Origin of the sequence: Donghicola sp. XS_ASV15 (assembly GCF_041224595.1) — a bacterium.
Taxonomy (GTDB): Bacteria; Pseudomonadota; Alphaproteobacteria; order Rhodobacterales; family Rhodobacteraceae; genus Donghicola.
The window spans coordinates 1-17868 of record NZ_JBGFGN010000153.1; the positions used below are offsets into that span (position 1 = coordinate 1).

General features: G+C 59.8%; 15 protein-coding genes and 1 pseudogene. 10 read left to right on the forward strand and 6 right to left on the reverse strand.

Annotated elements, in window-relative coordinates; translation table 11 throughout:
* Positions 1-405: 405 nt before the first annotated feature.
* Complete coding sequence (locus tag AB9K37_RS13340) at positions 406-822, forward strand: hypothetical protein (RefSeq protein ID WP_369839629.1); 417 nt, start codon at positions 406-408, stop codon at positions 820-822.
* On the opposite strand, the gene AB9K37_RS13345 is transcribed toward AB9K37_RS13340, so the two are convergent.
* On the reverse strand, positions 823-1710 hold the full coding sequence (locus AB9K37_RS13345; RefSeq protein ID WP_369839632.1) for a LysR family transcriptional regulator: 888 nt from the start codon (positions 1708-1710) through the stop codon (positions 823-825).
* Between the two features lie 246 nt (positions 1711-1956).
* On the opposite strand from AB9K37_RS13345, the gene dut reads away from it, so the two are divergent.
* The 3 genes from dut to AB9K37_RS13360 are packed head-to-tail and all read left to right on the forward strand — an operon-like array spanning position 1957 to position 5514.
* Positions 1957-2439 (forward strand): dUTP diphosphatase, encoded by a 483-nt coding sequence (gene dut / locus AB9K37_RS13350; protein WP_369839635.1) that lies wholly within the window; start codon positions 1957-1959, stop codon positions 2437-2439.
* Between the two features lie 9 nt (positions 2440-2448).
* Positions 2449-3501 (forward strand): ThiF family adenylyltransferase, encoded by a 1053-nt coding sequence (locus tag AB9K37_RS13355; protein ID WP_369839638.1) that lies wholly within the window; start codon positions 2449-2451, stop codon positions 3499-3501.
* A 3-nt stretch (positions 3502-3504) separates the two neighbouring features.
* A complete protein-coding gene (locus tag AB9K37_RS13360) occupies positions 3505-5514 on the forward strand; it encodes a M3 family metallopeptidase (RefSeq protein WP_369839640.1) in 2010 nt (669 codons plus the stop codon).
* Positions 5515-5577: 63 nt separating this feature from the next.
* Here the strand turns inward: AB9K37_RS13360 and AB9K37_RS13365 are convergent, their stop codons facing one another.
* The 3 genes from AB9K37_RS13365 to AB9K37_RS13375 all read right to left on the reverse strand — a co-directional run bounded on the left by AB9K37_RS13365 (position 5578) and on the right by AB9K37_RS13375 (position 9408).
* Positions 5578-7074 carry a phosphomannomutase/phosphoglucomutase gene (locus AB9K37_RS13365; protein ID WP_369839643.1) on the reverse strand — a complete coding sequence of 499 codons (1497 nt, stop codon included), beginning with the start codon at positions 7072-7074 and terminating at the stop codon, positions 5578-5580.
* Between the two features lie 104 nt (positions 7075-7178).
* Positions 7179-8771 (reverse strand): capsule biosynthesis protein, encoded by a 1593-nt coding sequence (locus tag AB9K37_RS13370; RefSeq protein WP_369839646.1) that lies wholly within the window; start codon positions 8769-8771, stop codon positions 7179-7181.
* Positions 8749-9408, reverse strand: a complete 660-nt coding sequence (locus AB9K37_RS13375) for an ABC transporter ATP-binding protein (RefSeq protein ID WP_072707764.1) — start codon at positions 9406-9408, stop codon at positions 8749-8751. Before AB9K37_RS13375 ends, AB9K37_RS13370 begins: the two co-directional genes overlap by 23 nt.
* Before the next feature lie 80 nt (positions 9409-9488).
* Here AB9K37_RS13375 and AB9K37_RS13380 point away from each other — a divergent pair, with 80 nt between their 5' ends.
* The 3 genes from AB9K37_RS13380 to gltX all read left to right on the forward strand — a co-directional run bounded on the left by AB9K37_RS13380 (position 9489) and on the right by gltX (position 12321).
* Positions 9489-10112: a uracil-DNA glycosylase family protein gene (locus tag AB9K37_RS13380; RefSeq protein ID WP_369839649.1), complete on the forward strand. Its 624-nt coding sequence runs from the start codon at positions 9489-9491 to the stop codon at positions 10110-10112.
* The gene (locus AB9K37_RS13385) at positions 10105-10887 is read left to right on the forward strand and encodes an SseB family protein (RefSeq protein ID WP_369839652.1); all 783 of its coding nucleotides are present in this window, start codon (positions 10105-10107) and stop codon (positions 10885-10887) included. The genes AB9K37_RS13380 and AB9K37_RS13385 overlap by 8 nt, the downstream gene beginning before the upstream one ends.
* Positions 10888-10986: 99 nt before the next feature.
* Positions 10987-12321 carry a glutamate--tRNA ligase gene (gltX, locus tag AB9K37_RS13390; protein WP_369839655.1) on the forward strand — a complete coding sequence of 445 codons (1335 nt, stop codon included), beginning with the start codon at positions 10987-10989 and terminating at the stop codon, positions 12319-12321.
* 57 nt (positions 12322-12378) lie between these two features.
* Here the strand turns inward: gltX and AB9K37_RS13395 are convergent, their stop codons facing one another.
* Both AB9K37_RS13395 and AB9K37_RS13400 read right to left on the reverse strand, forming a co-directional pair.
* Entirely contained in the window at positions 12379-12888 is a 510-nt protein-coding gene (locus tag AB9K37_RS13395) for a DUF1697 domain-containing protein (protein ID WP_369839658.1), read from the reverse strand.
* A 42-nt stretch (positions 12889-12930) separates the two neighbouring features.
* The gene (locus AB9K37_RS13400) at positions 12931-13863 is read right to left on the reverse strand and encodes a LysR family transcriptional regulator (RefSeq protein WP_369839661.1); all 933 of its coding nucleotides are present in this window, start codon (positions 13861-13863) and stop codon (positions 12931-12933) included.
* Between the two features lie 104 nt (positions 13864-13967).
* Between AB9K37_RS13400 and AB9K37_RS13405 the strand changes: the two are divergent.
* The 3 genes and pseudogenes from AB9K37_RS13405 (at position 13968) to tkt (ending at position 17862) form a co-directional block, all read left to right on the forward strand.
* Positions 13968-14966: pseudogene (locus tag AB9K37_RS13405) on the forward strand (class 1 fructose-bisphosphatase).
* Between the two features lie 18 nt (positions 14967-14984).
* Complete coding sequence (locus tag AB9K37_RS13410; RefSeq protein WP_369839664.1) at positions 14985-15857, forward strand: phosphoribulokinase; 873 nt, start codon at positions 14985-14987, stop codon at positions 15855-15857.
* A gap of 10 nt (positions 15858-15867) precedes the next feature.
* Positions 15868-17862, forward strand: a complete 1995-nt coding sequence (tkt, locus tag AB9K37_RS13415; RefSeq protein ID WP_369839666.1) for a transketolase — start codon at positions 15868-15870, stop codon at positions 17860-17862.
* Positions 17863-17868: the final 6 nt, after the last annotated feature.

Below are 17868 nucleotides of genomic sequence, written 5' to 3' on the forward strand. Positions count from 1 at the left end.
CAAACCGCCAGCCGCTACATGATGGTCGAGGCATTCGCTCAGATCGACAACGAGGAGACAGACCCAATTCTCAGCATAAAAGCCGCCTGATCATGACCTCAGGCCACCCGACAAATTACACCACCTTGACGGACGTGACCACCGCAATCTCTGCGGTTCATGATTTTGCAGAAAAGCAAGGATATCCTGCCTTTCTTGTTTTCGCGAAGAAAACTATGGTCTTCGTAGGTGCTAAATCCTTTGCATTAGAAGATTTTTCTGTGAGAATAACAGAGCACCAGTTTCTGTGATATGTTGTTCAAAATCGGCCATTGGAAATGCCGTTAGAATAGTCGTTTGTAAATGAAGCGGAGGTTTCGGCGGCGCGTGGCGCTGCTGTGGCAACATTCGGGAGGTCATATTTAGATGCGCTTAGCACTGATTGAAGATGATGATCTTCATGCCGAGGTCGTGGGCCGTTGGATGGGGCGGGATGCTCGGGTCCAATTCAACCGCTTTCACACCGCCACAGAGTTCCTCTCATCCATGACAGAGTTGGGCAACAGTGTGCCTGATGTCGTCTTGGTCGACTATTACCTGAGTGATGGGACCGCAAACGAGTTTGTTCGTGACCTTCGGTCGCTTGGTGATGAACGCGCCGACATTGGGGTCGTACTGATTTCAGGCGTTGATATTGTGGAGTTCTCCAGAATCCTAGAGGGTCTGGACGTCGACGGTTTCGTGCTCAAGGACGATCTGTCCCGAGAGCGTTTGACCATGGTGGCGTCCTTGGCGATGCAATCGTCGAAGCGCCGACAAGAACTGTCCGCTCTCAAGAAATGATCATAGATTGATGGGGAGGGTCGCTTTGGTGCCGCCCTTCGCTGGAATCGCAAGGCCGTCCAAGGGGGTCTTGAAGGCCGTTTGGATCCAGTCTAGCGCGACATGGATGATTTTGTCCTGTTTGCGCGTGGCGTGGAAATAGGCCCAGACAGGGTGCTCTATCTGCTCAAACTCAGGTAAGTAGCGCAGACCGCGTTGGCGGATCGCATAATCCTCGACCAAGGCTGCGGCAAAGGGTGCCCTCTGGATGACTTCGGCGCAAAGAAGGCCGTCGTTCAGCATCATGTGCTCAACGCCCATCGCTTCTTTCAGCCGTGCGTGATGATCCTCCATCGTTCGGTTGCTTTCGAGCCGAATCCAAGATTGCAGTTTGCCTTGAAACGCAGAGCCGCACCAAACCGCAGAGCGTAAAGTGCCCACGCGCTTTTGAATCAGGTTACCTTCTTCCATCGGGGTCGTGGATAGGAAGATGTCTGTTTCACCAAAACCGAGGCTGGCGGGCCCAAAGCGCAATTTAAAGGTGATTGTCGGGATCGTCTCGAACAGATCGGACACCGCGCCCATCAGGCGCGACTGGCGGATCATGTCGTCGTAGTTGATGCGAACTTCTTTTGGAGCCGTTTCGGAATCCTCTTCCAGCTGGATCCGCTCAAGCTCTGCATTCGTCGTTTCCGCCAAAGAAGCAAGAGACTCTGCGAACTGGGTAGGCTTCCACTTTTGTCCGTCCTTGACGAAAAGCTGAATTCCCAATTCATCCGAAAGCCCATGGATGCGCCGCGATACTGTTGCGACGTTGGTTTTAAGAGCTTGCGCAGCACCGGACATTGTTCCGTAGCGTTTGAGTGCCAGACAATATTTCAGATCGTCCCAGTTATGCATGAATCTCATTCGTTTCTGCGGGCATCACGCCAGCTTTCCAACAGGGACGCCAACAAGGCAAAGATCGCAAAATACAGGTTTGGGAGATTTCACGTTAGTTCACCCAGTTGCAGTCTGTAAACTCTTTCCCGTCTTCGGGGTGAAGATGTGTCAGTACGCAGCCAGGAGTGTAGACAATGCACGGAGCATCGACTTGCATCTCGCTGGCTGAAAGGACTTAGTATCCGCAACGCGTTTAGCACCCGAGGAGAGCCTATGAGCAGCCCGTCTTTCACCCCCGAAATCGAGGTCAAAGTACTGGATGCTCGGTTAAATGAATGGGGATTGCCCACATACCAGAGCGACATGGCCGCCGCGATCGACCTACACGCATGTATCGAAGCCCCGATGGAGATTGCCCCGCAGGAAAAGGCCGTTTTGATACCCTCTGGCCTGGCGCTGTATATGAACAATCCGCATGTGGCGGCGGTGATCTTGCCGCGCTCCGGCATGGGCCACAAGCATGGCTTGGTGCTGGGAAATGGCACAGGTCTGATCGACCCTGATTACACCGCGCAGATTTTCGTCAGCGTCTGGAACCGGAACCCCTCGGGCGATCCGATCACGATTAATCCCGGCGAGCGGATTGCGCAGATGATGTTCTTGCCGGTCATTCGCCCTAACTTGTCCGTGGTCGAGGAATTCTCGGGCGAGACCGCGCGGGGCGGCGGCGGTTTCGGCTCGACCGGATCGAAGTAAGGGGCTGACATGCTACTGTTTTTAGCGATGGCGGGCGCGCTCTGGGGGATCGGTGCGCTGATGAAGACTCCGAAATCTGCGCGATGGGGGATGATCCTGATCCTGTATGTGGCTGTCTTGGGCGCCCATCTGGTCTTGCCTGACGGCGCGCCCCTGCGATTGTCGCTCGGCGGCAGCATTGAGCCTTGGCTGATCGTTGGCGCGCTGCTGGGTCTGGCGCTGGGCTACCGTTTCGGCTTGCGCGCCATCCGCGCCAAGGTCGCCGAGAGAGATGCACCTGCGGTGGATGAGGCCCCGAAGCAGACGTTTGAACCAGTTGAGCTAGAGCGTTACGCCCGCCACATCGTCCTGCGCGAAATCGGTGGGCCGGGGCAAAAGGCGCTGAAGCAGTCCAAGGTTCTGGTCGTTGGGGCAGGGGGTTTGGGCAGTCCGGTGCTGCTCTACTTGGCGGCCTCTGGCGTCGGGACTATCGGCGTCATCGACGAGGATGTGGTGGATAACGGCAACCTGCAGCGGCAGGTGATCCATGCGGATGCGGACATTGGCCGGCCCAAGGTGTTCAGCGCTCAGGACCACATGCTGGCTCTGAACCCCTTCCTGACAGTCAAGCCGTACAACCGCCGCCTGACCGAAGACGAGGCTGAAGAGTTGATCGGCGAATACGATCTGGTGCTCGACGGGACAGACAATTTCGAAACCCGCTATCTGGTGAACCGGATCTGCGTGAAGCTTGGTAAACCTTTGGTGTCCGGCGCTCTGACCCAGTGGGAAGGGCAGCTCAGCCTCTTTGATCCGGCGAACGGGACCCCATGTTACCAGTGTATCTTCCCCGAGGCGCCCGCGCCGCATCTGGCGCCGCCCTGTGCGCTCGCTGGTGTGGCTGGACCATTGCCGGGGATTATTGGGACGATGATGGCGAATGAGGCTGTCAAAGCGATCACCGGCGCGGGTCAGACCCTGCGCGGACGTATGGTGATCCATGACGCCCTGTACGCCGAGACCCGCAGCATTACCCTGCAGCCACGGGGCGATTGCCCTGTCTGCGGACAGCACAAGGATTGAACTATGACTGATGCATTGATGCAGCCTTGGGATGGCCCCTACGGTCTGCCCCGCTTCGAAGCCATTTCCGACGACGATTTTGCCCCCGCCTTCGCGGCCGCTCTGGCCGAGCACAAGGCCGAGATCGACGCCATTGCGGACAACCCCGAAGCGCCCACCTTTGCCAACACTGTGCTGGCGCTCGAAGGGTCGGGCTTTGCGCTCGATCGGGTTCTGTCGGTTTTTTACAACTTGGCGGGCAGCGACTCGAACGACGCGCGCCAAGCGCTGCAGCGGGATTTCGCGCCGCAATTGTCCGCCCACTACAGTGACATCAACAATAACCGTGCCCTGTTTGATCGTGTCGAAACCCTGTGGGCACAGCGCGACGAATTGGGTCTGGACGAGCAGGACGCGCGGCTTTTGTATCTGACCCGCCGTGGTTTTGTGCGCTCTGGTGCGGCGCTGACTGGCAAACAGGCCGACCGTATGCGTGAGGTTATGTCGCGACTGTCGTCTCTGGGCACGCAATTCACCCAGAACTTGCTGAAAGATGAATCTAGCTGGCAGATGGAACTGGCCGAGGATCAGCTGGACGGTCTGCCGGACTTCCTGATTTCTGCAGCGCGCCGCGCTGGCAATGGCAAGCCGGTCATCACCTTGTCGCGGTCCCTGATTGTGCCGTTCCTGCAGTTCTGTCCCGATCGCGCGCTGCGTGAAAAAGCCTACACCGCGTGGGCTGCCCGCGGTGCGAATGGCGGCGAGACCGACAACCGCGGCATCGCGACCGAGACCCTGAAACTGCGCGAAGAGCGTGCCAAACTGCTGGGCTATGACAACTTCGCGGCCTTTAAGTTGGAAACCGAGATGGCTGGCTCGCCCGAACGGGTCGAGGAGTTGCTGATGCAGGTCTGGACCCCGGCCAAGGCGCAGGCCGATGCGGATGCTGCCAAGCTGACCCAGATGATGCGCGAGGACGGCATCAACGGGGAGCTGCAGGCATGGGATTGGCGCTACTATTCAGAAAAGCGCCGCCAAGCCGAGCATGATCTCGATGAAGCCAAGCTGAAGCCCTACTTCCAACTGGATAAAATGATCGAAGCGGCCTTTGACTGCTCGACCCGCCTGTTCGGTCTGCAGTTCGAGCCTCTAGACGTCCCGCTCTACCACATTGATGCCCGCGCATGGCGCGTCACCCGCGATGGTCAGCACGTGGCGGTGTTCATCGGTGACTACTTCGCCCGTCCTTCCAAGCGGTCCGGCGCATGGTGCAGCGCGTTCCAATCCCAAGCTGGCTGGCCCGAAGCGCAGGCCCCGATCGTCGTGAACGTCTGCAACTTTGCGCAACCGGACGAAGGGCAGCCCGCGCTTCTCTCGTATGACGACGCGCGTACCCTGTTCCATGAATTCGGCCACGCCCTGCACCAAATGCTGTCGGATGTGCGTTATAGTTCCATGTCCGGTACCTCGGTCGCGCGGGACTTTGTCGAACTGCCGAGCCAGCTATACGAGCACTGGCTTGAGGTCCCCGAAGTGCTGGCGAAATTCGCAGTCCATGCGGAAACCGGAGAGCCTATGCCGCAGGCGATGGCTGATGCGGTTCTTGGTGCTGCGACCTATGACATGGGCTTCCAGACCGTCGAATACCTGGGCTCGGCGCTTGTCGATCTGGCCTTCCATCGTGGTGCTGCGCCAGAAGATGCGATGGCCAAGCAGGCAGAGGTTCTGGCGGGCATCGACATGCCAAAAGCTATCGGGATGCGCCACGCGACGCCCCAGTTCGCCCACGTATTTTCGGGTGACGGTTATTCCAGCGGCTACTACAGCTACATGTGGTCCGAGGTCATGGACGCCGATGCGTTCGATGCGTTCAAAGAGGCTGGCGGCGCATTCGACGAAAAGACCGCCGACAGCCTGAAGTCCAACATCCTATCCATGGGTGGATCGAAACCGGCCGAAGATCTCTACACCGCATTCCGTGGCCGCATGCCCGGTGTCGATGCGCTGCTGCGCGGACGCGGGCTGGTCGCCTGATCCGCTGAACCAAAAAAGCCCCCGCAAATCGCGGGGGCTTTCATTTGTCCGAAGGAACCGGACTTAGATTTTCTGGTCGTACTCGCCGACCGCAGGCTCGGTGCGGATCACGTCGTCGATCTCTTTGAAGATCGCGCGCAGTTCCTCGTCGCTTTCCGAGCTTTCGCAAACCACAACCAGGTTCGGGGTGTTCGACGAAGCGCGCACCAGACCCCAGCTGCCGTTTTCCAAAATGACGCGGGCGCCGTTCACGGTGACAACCTCTTTGACAGCTTTGCCAGCAAAGGTGTCGCCTGCATCTGCCTTGGCAACCAGCTTCTCGACGATTCGATCCAGTACGTCGTACTTTTCAGTATCGGCGCAGTAGGGCGACATGGTCGGGGTCGAGTAGGTCTTGGGCAGAGCCTTGCGCAGGTCCGACATGGACATGTCGGGGTTGCGGTCCATCAGTTTGCAGATCTCGACCGCGACGCGCATGCCGCAATCGTAGCCGCGACCCACAGGCTCGGCCAGGAAGTAGTGGCCAGACTTTTCAAAGCCTGCCAGAGCGCCGATTTCCTTGACGCGGCGCTTCATGTGGCTGTGGCCTGTCTTCCAGTAGTCGGCTTTTACGCCACGTTCCTGAAGTTCAGGATCCGACGCGAACAGGCCGGTGGATTTCACGTCCGCCACAAAGGTCGAGTTGGGGTACAGCTTCGACAGGTCGCGGGCCATGATCACGCCGACCTTGTCTGCGAAAATCTCTTCGCCTTCGTCATCGACAACGCCGCAGCGGTCGCCGTCACCGTCAAAACCCAGCGCGATGTCTGCCCCCGACGCTTTCAGCGTGTCGGACATGTCGTGCAGCATTTCCATGGCTTCGGGGTTCGGATTGTAGTTCGGGAAGGTGTAGTCCAACTCGTTGTGCGAGGGAACGACTTCTACGCCGATACGCTCCAGAATCTCGGGTGCCAGAGCCGACGCGGTGCCGTTGCCGGTCGCGCAGACGACTTTGAGAGGGCGGGACATTTTGAAGTCACCGATCAGGTCTTGGATGTAGGCTTCCTTGACGCCCTCGACCAGTTCGTACGAACCGCCTTCGTGGGCTTCACCCAGACCACCCAGAACGATGTCGCGCAGTTCGCCCATCTCGTCGGGGCCGTGGGTCAGCGGGCGGTCAAAGCCCATCTTCACACCGGTCCAACCGTTGGGGTTGTGCGATGCGGTGACCATGGCCACAGCGGGCACGTCAAGATGGAACTGGCTGAAGTAGGCCATGGGGGACAGGGCGGGGCCGATGTCCTTGACCTGAATACCGGCCTGCATCAGGCCGAGGATCAGCGCGTTTTTGATCGCTAGCGAGTAGTCGCGATAGTCATTGCCGACCGCGATCACGGGCTCGATCCCGCGCTTGCGCATCTGGGTACCAAGGCCCAGACCCAGAGCGGTCATGCCGGGTAGGTTGATTTCCTCGGGGTATTTCCAGCGGGCGTCGTATTCGCGAAAGCCGGTGGGCTTGATCATCGGACGCAGCAAGAAATCCCAAGTGTTGGGTGTTACGTCGGCAATCGGCTTGGTCATATGAAAAACACTCTTTTCTGTAGTTCAAAATTGGAGCAGGAACGCACTCGTTACTTTGCACTAGTAATTAGCGCTCGAATCTAATCTGCAACCCTCTTTTACCCCTAGCTTGTGACTTGTTCACGAAGGATCGACGCTGTGAGCGAGATCATGAGGTAAATTCCGGCAAAAATCAAAAAACTGACCACAGTGTTCTCGAATGCCTTGGGGTATGTCGCCTGATCTGGCACCACAGGTTCTACGCCGCGGGACAGATAGCGGGTCTGACGGCTGGCTTCGATCTGGGCAGCCTCTAGGTTCTGGAGAGCAGATTGTAAGAGCAGGTCACGAGTTGCGACGTCGGCTTGGGCCAGCGAAATCTTGGCAGAAATCGCGGCCAGAGAGTCCTCTCCTTGGGTCGCTTCGTTCATGCGAGTCTCCAGTTGAGCGATCGCAGATTGCAGGCGGCGAATGTCACCTTGAACGCCGTCGACACGGCTTTGGTTCGGCCGCGCGTTGTCGAGCAAGGCCTGAAGCTGCAATTGCTTTTCTTGCAGTTCGATTTGGCGCTGGGTGATTTGCTGTCGGAGCGCGCCGATGACGCCCTCGGGATCGACGATTGCCGCCTCTTGCTGGAGTGCGACCAAGGCTTCTTGCGCTTCGCGGCGCAGACGCTCGGCCTCGGCCAAGGATTTGCGCGACTCGCTCAACTGGTCCTCGCGTTTGCGCAGGGTCTGGCTATCGACGCGTTCTTCGGCGTAGCGGATCAGCGCATCCGAAAAGGCTTTGCTGGCTTCAGGCGCGACGGCGATCACCTCGAGGCCCATGACGCCTTCGGTCGGGTCGTATCCGATCTGCACTTTGCGCTTGTAGAGCTTGTAGGCTTCCTCGTTTGTAGCATCAGGCGATAGACGCAAAATCGGATCAATCCAGTCCTGCTGGAAATGCGCTTTGAAGCCGAGTTCTTCGTTCAGGCGCAGCATTGCCTCGCGGGATTGCAGGTAGCGCTGGATCGCGACGGCCTCTTGGTTGGTGTTCATCTGCGACGGAAGCAGACCCCCTAGGCCGCCCGCGCCACTGGACTGGTCCGAGGTTTGAATAATGAAGTCCGAGGTGGTCGCGTATTGCGGTGTTGCCTCGAAATAGAAAAACCAGCCGCAAATAGCGGTGGGCAAGAAGACAAAGAAGAGCAGGCGTAGAGCCAGCAAGCCGGTTTTCTTGCGGCGGCGCTTGCTGATCTCGGCTTGGATGCGCCCGATTTCACGCGCGCGGCGCTCGGCTGGGCTCTCACCATCGCTGACTTCGGTGCTTGGAAGTGTTTCGGGTTTGCGCTCGGGAACAGTTTGCGGCAGCTGGGTCAGCTTTGTTTCTTCGGGGTCGGATACCACGAGGTCCAAAGATGCCGAACGTTGGAAGGGATCGATTCCGCGCTTGCGCAGCTGGCGTACGGCATCAAAGTCAGAGGTCGCGGGAACATCGTGTTTCTGTGCCAACCTCCGCGCGAGACGCAACTGGCGACCAGTCAGACCCTCTTTGCGGATCGCGTCGATGTCATCCTCTGATTCTACCTCGGCCCGAGAGGACACTGCGCCCGCCATCGTCGTCGCCTCAGTGGTCTTCGGCGTGTCTTCGGGATGCGTGTGTTCCGTCTCTGCTACCGCCTTGGCAAGCGGCTCTCGGCTGATGCGGAATTTTCTAGCTTTTGGTTTCGTAGTCATACAGCTGCTTCGCTTCCTCAAGGCTGTCGAACATGTGCAGTTGCCCGTGCATTAGGACAGCGGCTTTACGACAGTATTTTTCCAGCGTCTCCGGCTGGTGTGACACGATCACGATCGTCGTTGTGCGCAACCGTTCCCGCAAGAGGTCGGCCGCCTTTTTGTTAAATTCTACATCCGTTGTAGACGGCATCCCTTCGTCGATCAGGTAGATGTCGAAGTCCAAGGCCAGCATTAGGGCAAACGTAAATCTGGATTTCATGCCCGCCGAATATGTGCCGAGCGGCTGGTCGAAATATTCTTCGAGTCCACACAGCCAGCGGCAGAACGCTTCGACGTAGTCGGGGTCCAGACCGTAGAGGCGCGCGATGTAGCGGGCGTTTTCCATCGCCGACAGCTTCGAGATGACGCCGCCCATGAACCCCAGCGGAAAAGAGATTTTGCACCCGCGGATGATCTCGCCTTCGTCGGGTTTTTCCAGACCGGCCATCATGTTAACGACCGTGGTCTTGCCCGTGCCGTTCGGCGCGAGGATGCCCATAGACTCTCCCAAATCGACACGAAAAGACGCGCGATCCAAGATCACTTTGTGCTGCGTTCCGGTCCAGAACGACTTGCTGACATTTCTGAATTCCAGCATGCCTTGCCTCGGTGCCATGTTCGGCGGTTCTTATTCTTAGGTAGATTAACGGTTAACTAAGCGCAAACTTTGCAGGAACTATGTCAAAAAAACGCGATGTAGGACAACCCGCGTTAGAAGCTCTCAAAGCGGAACTATCGATATGCGGTATCTGTGCGCAACGATTTGCGCAGACGGCGACGGGTCATAGCCCGCGACCGGTGGTCTGGGTCGGCTCTGGAGCGCGGTTGCTGATCGCGGGGCAAGCGCCGGGGATGCGGGTGCACCACAGTGGCCAGCCGTTCACAGACCCCTCGGGCGACCGTCTGCGCGACTGGATGGGTGCGACACCAGAGCAGTTCTATGACCGATCGCGCGTGGCGATCCTGCCGATGGCCTTCTGCTTTCCGGGCTACGATGCCAAAGGCGCGGACCTGCCGCCGCCGCCCGTCTGCGCGCAAACATGGCGCGGTCCCTTGATCCAGGCGCTCGGAACGGTCCGGCTCACGCTTGCGGTTGGGGGATATGCCCAGAAATGGCACATCGGCGGGCGCACATCTGTCACTCAGACAGTGATGGAATGGCGCGATCATCTGGAAAACGGCGTCCTGCCCTTGCCTCATCCGTCGTGGCGCAATACCGCATGGCTCAAGAAAAACCCGTGGTTCGAGGCGGAATTGCTGCCGGTGCTGCGGGCCAAGGTCAAAGAGGTGCTAGATGACTGAGACACTGCTGGATCAAGCCCACGCCGCCATGGACGCCGCCCCCGAGAGCGAGGCCGCGCGCCTGCGGTTCTATGATGTGCTGTCCGGATCGGAACTCTTCCTGCTGCTCGAAGAAGAGTCCGAAGGCGAGACGATCAAGCCGCGGCTCTTTCCCGTCGATGGCACTGAGTTCGCCGTGGTGTTCGACACCGAAGCGCGACTCGCTCAGTTCGCCGAGGGCGAAGCGCCCTATGCCGCGATCCCCGGCCGTGTCTTGGCAGAGATGCTGAACGGGCAGGGGATTGGCCTTGGCGTCAATCTAACAGTCGCACCGTCAGAGATGTTGCTGCCCCCCGAAGCTATCAGTTGGATCACCGATACACTGTCGTCTGCCCCCGAAGAGGGCGAGGCGAAAATCGAGGAATTCCTGTCCCCGCGCGGATTGCCGGACTCTCTGCTGGTGTCGCTGGACAGCCGACTGGCATCGGCCGCCGGTTTGGCGCGGTTCGCCTATCTGGTGGGTGTCCGCTACGAAGGCGGCGCGATGGGCCACATGTTGGGGGTTGTGGACCCTGTTCCGGGGGCAGAGCCGTCGATCGCGCGGGCGGTTCACGCCGCGCTGACCTTCTCGGGGATCGAGGCGGGTAGCATCGACGTGTCCTTCTTTCGCGCGTCCGATCCGATGTCTGCGGCGCTCGCCAAGGTCGGTCTGCGGTTCGATCTGCCCCAACCCGAGCAGAAAGAGGGCCCCAAAGCCCCCGGCCGTGATCCGAACAATCCGCCGAAACTGCGCTAGGCCCTGATGCCATGCGGTGGGCGCACAGCCGTCCCGCCGCAGCCGATTGTGGACATTTCCCTGACTGTGTGGGACATGAACGCCCAACAGGAGAACGCTATGACGACCACCCGCTTTGCCCCTTCGCCGACCGGTTATATCCACGTTGGCAACCTACGCACCGCGCTGATGAACTACCTGATCGCCCGCAAAGAGGGCGGCAAATTTATCCTGCGCATCGACGACACCGACCCCGAGCGGTCGAAAGAAGAGTATGTCGATGCCATCAAGCAGGATCTGGAATGGCTCGGCATCCAGTGGGATCAGGTCGAGCGTCAGTCCGAGCGTCTGGATCGCTACGAGGATGCGGCGAACAAACTGCGCGAGATGGGCCGTTTCTACGAATGCTTCGAGACTCCGACCGAGCTGGACCTGAAGCGCAAGAAACAGCTGAACATGGGCAAGCCCCCCGTCTATGACCGGGCTGCCTTGGCCCTGTCGGACGAGGAAAAGGAAAAGCTGCGCGCAGAGCGTGGCGCTGGCGTCTGGCGCTTCAAATTGGATCACGAGCGGATCGAGTGGACCGACGGCATCCTTGGAGATCTGTCGATCGACGCGGCCTCGGTCTCTGACCCCGTGCTGATCCGTGCGGATGGCCAGATGCTGTACACGCTGGCCTCGGTTGTTGACGACACCGATATGGGCGTGACCCACGTTGTGCGCGGCTCTGACCACGTGACCAACACCGCCACGCAAATCCAGATCATGCGCGCTTTGGGCTATGACCACCCCGCGTTCGCCCACCATTCGCTGCTGACCGGCCCGCAAGGCGAGGCACTGTCCAAGCGTCTGGGCACCCTGTCGCTGCGCGATCTGCGTGCTGCTGGCGTGCAGCCGATGGCGCTGCTGTCGCTGATGGCGCGTCTGGGCTCTTCGCAGCCGGTGGAACTTCGGACCTCGATGGAAGAGCTGATCGAAGGCTTCGACATCGGCCAGTTCGGCTCGGCCCCGACGAAGTTCGACAGCAATGACCTGTACCCGCTGACCGCGCGCATCAACGCGGCGAAGCCTTATTCGGAAGTCGCACCTCTGATCGCAGAGCTTGGCGTTCCTGCCGAGTTGGCCGAACAGTTTTGGACTGTTAGCCGCGAGAACATCACCGTACTGGACGATCTGAAAGGCTGGTGGGAACTGTTCCGTGACGGCGCAGAGCCCAAAGTCGCTGACGAAGACCGCGAAATGATCGAGCAAGCGATGACGCTGCTGCCCGAAGGTCCGTTTGACGGCGACACTTGGGGCAACTGGACTTCTGCGGTGAAAGAGGCGACTGGCCGCAAAGGCAAGGGCCTGTTTATGCCTCTGCGCCGCGCTGTAACCGGTCAGGACCGTGGCCCCGATATGTCGGACGTCATGCCCTTGCTTCAGGTCGTCAAGGCACGCGGTTTCAAAGCCTAAGCCGACTGAAAAGCACTCAGACATTGGGGGCGCGTTTAGCGCCCCTTTTTTTCGTGGTCAGGCCAGTTTGTGCGCCAGACCCAGCATCTTAACCAGCGTATTCATATTTCGTGTCGTGCCCGTGGAAGTGCCCGGCAAGACAAGCTTGGATCGCCCTATGCCCGAGGGGTAATGGGCGTAAATCTCTCGTGTACCGGCCACGACCTGTTCATCCTGTTGCCCTTGGAGGGGCGCGCTCAGATCAGGTGGACCGTCAAGGAGGAGCACCCCTATCTGATTTCCTGCGGCCTTGGGGAAAGGGTTCGTCTGGACGATCTGCGAGATTTCTTTGGGCGTGCGAATATGCACCCGGATCGTCTTGCCGCAGTATTCAAATAGGCGCGCCTCGAGCGAGACGCGTGCGCCTTCGGGTGTCATGTCCGTGGAAAAGATGACGTTTCCGCTGGCGATATAGGTTTGCACGTCCTCAAAACCGATATCCCGACACATCCGCGCCAAGTCAGACATGGGCAGCTTGCCCGTGCCGCCAACGTTCACTGATCTGAGAAAGGCGATGTAGATGCTCATGCGCGGAGTGTGGCAGGTTCCACCGCGCGCACCAAGTCAGGATTAGCTCAGGTCAAGACTGGGCTCGATGACGTCCGCGTGGTCCAAAATCCAGCGTTCGACCGCAGTGACAGCGGCGGCTTTGTCCGCGCGCGGCTGGGGCAGCAGATACCATTTGCGATAGATGGGCAAACCTTGGACGCGCAATCGCACCAACCGCCCCGACGCCAGTTCATCCGCCACTGTATGAGCCGAGATCATAGCGATCCCCAGCCCGTGTATCACGGCCTGCTTGATCGTCTCGTTCGAGGACATCTCGGTGATACCAGCGACTTGGTCATGACCGATCTCGTCCAGAAAGCGGGTGGCCAGAATGCGGGTGCCAGAGCCCGCCTCGCGCATGACAAAGCGTTCGCGCAGTAGCGCCTCGCGCGGGACCATGGGGTCGCGCGCGAGCGGGTGGTCCTGATTGGCAATGATAATGTGGGGATGATCGAACAGGGGCATGGCCTCGGTCAGAAAGGTGCGGGGCGGACGGCCCATAATGCACAGATCCAATTCCGCACGCTCCATCGCTTCGACGATTTCCTCTCGGTTGCCGACGCGCAGAGCGACCTGCACATCCGGCATTTCCCGCTGCAAAAGAGCCACGATTCGAGGAGCGAAATACTTGCCCGTACTCACAACCCCCAGAACCACGCGCCCCGATAGCCCCTGACCCAGCGCACCAATTTGTCGCACTGCCCGATCCAAAGAGGTTTCGATCTCTGCCGCAGCGCGTAGCAGGGCACGCCCTTGGGCGGTTGGTGTGTTGCGTTCTGCACCTGCGCGGGACAGCAGTGGCGAGCCCACTATCGATTCTAGGGTTTTCAATTGGTTATGGACGGCTGGGCCGGTTAAATTCAGCCTTTCTGCGGCTGCGAGAATGGTGCTTTCTTCGACCACCGCAGTCAGAGCGCGGAGTTGCTTGAGGGTGATCTGGTCCAAACGCGGCATTCAATTTTCCTGACACTTCGTACAGAAATTTGAAATTTTATTATCATTCAACCTGAGGATTATCAATCTCAGCTTCGGTTCAGGGAGGGGAGGCCCTAAACGTGATGCAAGAGATACGAATTCCCAGAGGGGGCGTTCCAGCCCCGCTTTGGCAGGTTATGAATGCTTTGTGCGATGTGGCGGCCGGCTTGTCGGACGCTGTGGGGCGCGGACCGCTGGCGGGACAACTGGCCGCGAACATCGGCCACAACACCGATGGCGATCAGCAAAAGGCGCTGGATGTGCTGGCCGACGACGCATTCGCCCATGCCATGCAGGGCACCGGCGTCCGCTGGTACGCCTCGGAAGAGCGCGAGACGGTCAACGAGATCGACGTAAACGGTGCTTTGGCGCTGGCAATCGATCCGCTGGATGGCTCGTCGAACATCAACTGCAATGTGTCGATCGGGACCATCTTTTCGATCCAGCCAGCGTTGGATGACGGGACCGAGACGTTTCTGCGGGATGGCAGCCATCTACTGGCGTCGGGCTACTTTATCTACGGGCCTCATACCGCTTTGGTTGTGACATTTGGCGATGGTGTGCGTCAGTACATTCTGGATCGGACCGAGGGCGCCTTTTTCGAGACCGAGACCACTATGATCCCGCCAGAGGCCAGCGAGTTTGCGATCAACGCCTCGAACTACCGCCACTGGGCCAAGCCTGTGCGGGCCTATATCGACGACTGTCTGGCCGGATCCGAAGGGCCGCGCGGCAAGAATTTCAACATGCGTTGGGTGGCGTCTTTGGTGGCCGAAACCCACCGAATCATGTGCCGCGGCGGAATCTTCTTGTACCCCGGTGATGAACGCAAGGGCTACGAGAATGGCCGCCTGCGTCTGGTCTATTAATGCGCGCCAATCGCCTTCTTGGTCGAACAAGCGGGCGGCAAGGCGACCACCGGCACCGCGCGTGTCCTGAGCCAGATCCCGACCAGCCTGCATGCCCGAACGCCTATGGTTTTTGGCACCGCGGACAAGGTCGACCGCGTCAGCACCTATCACGATCTGCCCGAGACCGAAGTCTCTGCCTTGTTCGGCAACCGCGGCCTGTTCCGCGCCTGACCCTAACTGGAAAATACTATGTCCAAAAAGCATCCGATTATTTCGGTGACCGGCTCCTCTGGTGCTGGAACCACCACTGTCAAAAGTACCTTTGACCAGATTTTCCGCCGCGAGGGGGTCAGCACCGTCTCGATCGAGGGCGACGCGTTCCACCGCTACGACCGCGCCGCGATGAAGGCCGAGTTGGAGCGCCGGACCGCCGAAGGGGATCAGGGGTTTAGCCACTTTTCCTATGACGCCAATGAACTGGCGAAACTGGAAAGCGTCTTCCGCAGCTATGGCGAAACCGGCGCTGGCGAAACCCGCCACTATGTTCACGATGACGACGAGGCCGCACGTTATGGCAGCGGGCCCGGCACCTTTACCGACTGGGCTCCGTTCGAGGATGGCAGCGACCTGCTGTTCTACGAGGGTCTGCACGGCGCCGTGGTCAATGACGAGGTGAACCTTGCGGCTCTGGCGGACCTGAAGGTTGGCGTGGTGCCCGTGATTAACCTTGAGTGGATCCAGAAGATCCACCGCGACAGCTCCAAGCGCGGCTACACGACCGAGGCGGTGACCGACACCATCCTGCGCCGGATGCACGCCTATGTGCACTGCATCTGCCCGCAGTTTTCAGAGACCGACATCAACTTCCAGCGGGTGCCTGTGGTCGACACCTCGAACCCGTTCATCGCGCGGTGGATTCCCACGGCGGACGAGAGCCTTGTGGTGATCCGATTCAAGAACCCGCGCGGCATCGATTTCCCATACCTGATGTCGATGATCCACGACAGCTGGATGACCCGCGCGAACTCGCTCGTGATCCCGGGGGGCAAGATGGATCTGGCGATGCAGCTGATCTTTACCCCGATGATCCTGCGCCTTGTCCAAGAATCCAAGCGGAGCTGAGGAGGCTGCCATGACTGTGCAAACACCTGTTCAAGTCGACGAAACCACAATGGCCAACGCCATCCGCGCCCTGACCATGGACGCGGTGCAGGCCGCAAACTCGGGCCACCCCGGCGCGCCCATGGGGCTGGCCGATGTAGCGACGGTTCTGTTCAACCGCTTTGTCAAAGTGGACCCCGCCGACCACAAATGGCCTGACCGTGACCGCTTTGTGATGAGCGCGGGGCATGGATCGATGCTGGTCTATGCGATCAACCATCTGCTGGGCTATGCGGACATGGACTCGGACCAGTTGCGGAACTTCCGCCAGATGGGCTCGCGCACTGCAGGCCACCCCGAATATGGCCACGCCATGGGGATCGAGACTACCACCGGCCCGCTGGGGCAGGGAATTTCGACAGCCGTCGGCATGGCTTTGGCCGAGCGGATGCACAATGCGCGCTTCGGCGATGACTTGGTCGATCACTTTACCTATGTGCTGGCCGGTGACGGCTGCCTCATGGAAGGGATCAGCCACGAGGCCATCGACTTGGCTGGCCATCTGGGCTTGGGGCGTCTGGTCGTCTTCTGGGACGACAACCGCATCACCATTGACGGGCCAACCGACCTGTCCACCAGCATGGACCAGCGCGCACGCTTCGAGGCCGCAGGCTGGCACGTGCAGGCTGTGGATGGTCACAACCCCGAAGCCATCGCCCGTGTCATTGAAAACGCCCGCAAAGATCTGCGCCCGTCGCTGATTGCTTGCCGAACGACCATTGGCAAGGGTGCGCCCAACATGCAGGGCAGCCACAAGGTGCACGGATCGCCCCTTGGTGCAGACGAAATCGCAGCGACCCGCGACGCTTTGAATTGGCCGCACGATCCGTTCGTGGTCCCGACCGAGGTGAAGGCCGCTTGGGAAGCCATCGCTGCCCGTGGTGCCAACGCTCGCGCCAACTGGACCGCCCGCAAGGACGCCAGCCCGCTGGCCGCAGACTTTGACCGTTCGCTCGCCGCTCCGGACGCGCAGGGTCTGAACGCCGCGATCACCGCCTACAAGCGCCGCTTGTCCAAGGACCAGCCCAAGGTCGCCACGCGCAAAGCCTCGGAAATGGCGCTGGAGGTGGTGAATGCCACGCTGCCCAACTCCGTGGGCGGGTCTGCTGATCTGACTGGATCGAACAACACCCGTACCAGCGCGATGAAGCCTGTGAACCGCAACGACTACAGTGGCGACTACATCCACTATGGCATCCGCGAGCACGGCATGGCCGCTGCGATGAACGGGATCGCGCTGCACGGCGGTTTCTTTACCTATGGCGGCACGTTTCTGGCTTTTGCCGACTACTGCCGCCCGTCGATCCGTCTGTCTGCGCTGATGGGGGTGCCGCTCGCCTATGTGATGACCCACGACTCGATTGGTCTGGGAGAGGACGGGCCGACCCACCAGCCGGTGGAAACCATCGCATCCCTGCGGGCCATGCCGAACCTGACCGTGTTCCGTCCCGCAGACGCCGTGGAAACTGCTGAAGCATGGGAGCTGAGCGCCACGTCCGAGGCCACGCCGACCCTGCTATGCCTGTCGCGTCAGAACCTGCCGACCCTGCGCACCACGCACACCGACAGCAACCTGACCGCCCGCGGAGCCTATGTGCTGCGGGAAACGGCGGGGGCAAGGGATGTGACGCTGATCGCCACAGGGTCCGAAGTCGAGATCGCCCTAAAGGCTGCAGACCTGCTGGCCGCCGATGGCATCTGCGCCGCCGTGGTCTCTGCCCCCAGCTTCGAGCTGTTCGCGGCCCAACCCGCCGCCTACCGCGTGCTGGTCCGTGGCACCGCCCCCCGCGTGGGGGTCGAGGCTGCGATCCGTCAGGGATGGGAGCTGTTCTTGGAACGCAGCGACGGCTTTGTCGGGATGACCGGCTTTGGCGCCAGCGCGCCTGCGGACGAGCTGTACCGCCACTTTAACATCACTGCCGAGGCCATCGCCGCTTCGGCCAAGAAGCAAATCAACAAGGGATAACAGTGT

Coding starts and splice junctions, on each gene's coding strand:
- AB9K37_RS13340 (WP_369839629.1), top strand. CDS start 406: ATGCGCTTAGCACTGATTGAAGATGATGATCTTCATGCCGAGGTCGTG.
- AB9K37_RS13345 (WP_369839632.1), bottom strand. CDS start 1,710: ATGAGATTCATGCATAACTGGGACGATCTGAAATATTGTCTGGCACTC.
- dut (WP_369839635.1), top strand. CDS start 1,957: ATGAGCAGCCCGTCTTTCACCCCCGAAATCGAGGTCAAAGTACTGGAT.
- AB9K37_RS13355 (WP_369839638.1), top strand. CDS start 2,449: ATGCTACTGTTTTTAGCGATGGCGGGCGCGCTCTGGGGGATCGGTGCG.
- AB9K37_RS13360 (WP_369839640.1), top strand. CDS start 3,505: ATGACTGATGCATTGATGCAGCCTTGGGATGGCCCCTACGGTCTGCCC.
- AB9K37_RS13365 (WP_369839643.1), bottom strand. CDS start 7,074: ATGACCAAGCCGATTGCCGACGTAACACCCAACACTTGGGATTTCTTG.
- AB9K37_RS13370 (WP_369839646.1), bottom strand. CDS start 8,771: ATGACTACGAAACCAAAAGCTAGAAAATTCCGCATCAGCCGAGAGCCG.
- AB9K37_RS13375 (WP_072707764.1), bottom strand. CDS start 9,408: ATGCTGGAATTCAGAAATGTCAGCAAGTCGTTCTGGACCGGAACGCAG.
- AB9K37_RS13380 (WP_369839649.1), top strand. CDS start 9,489: ATGTCAAAAAAACGCGATGTAGGACAACCCGCGTTAGAAGCTCTCAAA.
- AB9K37_RS13385 (WP_369839652.1), top strand. CDS start 10,105: ATGACTGAGACACTGCTGGATCAAGCCCACGCCGCCATGGACGCCGCC.
- gltX (WP_369839655.1), top strand. CDS start 10,987: ATGACGACCACCCGCTTTGCCCCTTCGCCGACCGGTTATATCCACGTT.
- AB9K37_RS13395 (WP_369839658.1), bottom strand. CDS start 12,888: ATGAGCATCTACATCGCCTTTCTCAGATCAGTGAACGTTGGCGGCACG.
- AB9K37_RS13400 (WP_369839661.1), bottom strand. CDS start 13,863: ATGCCGCGTTTGGACCAGATCACCCTCAAGCAACTCCGCGCTCTGACT.
- AB9K37_RS13410 (WP_369839664.1), top strand. CDS start 14,985: ATGTCCAAAAAGCATCCGATTATTTCGGTGACCGGCTCCTCTGGTGCT.
- tkt (WP_369839666.1), top strand. CDS start 15,868: ATGACTGTGCAAACACCTGTTCAAGTCGACGAAACCACAATGGCCAAC.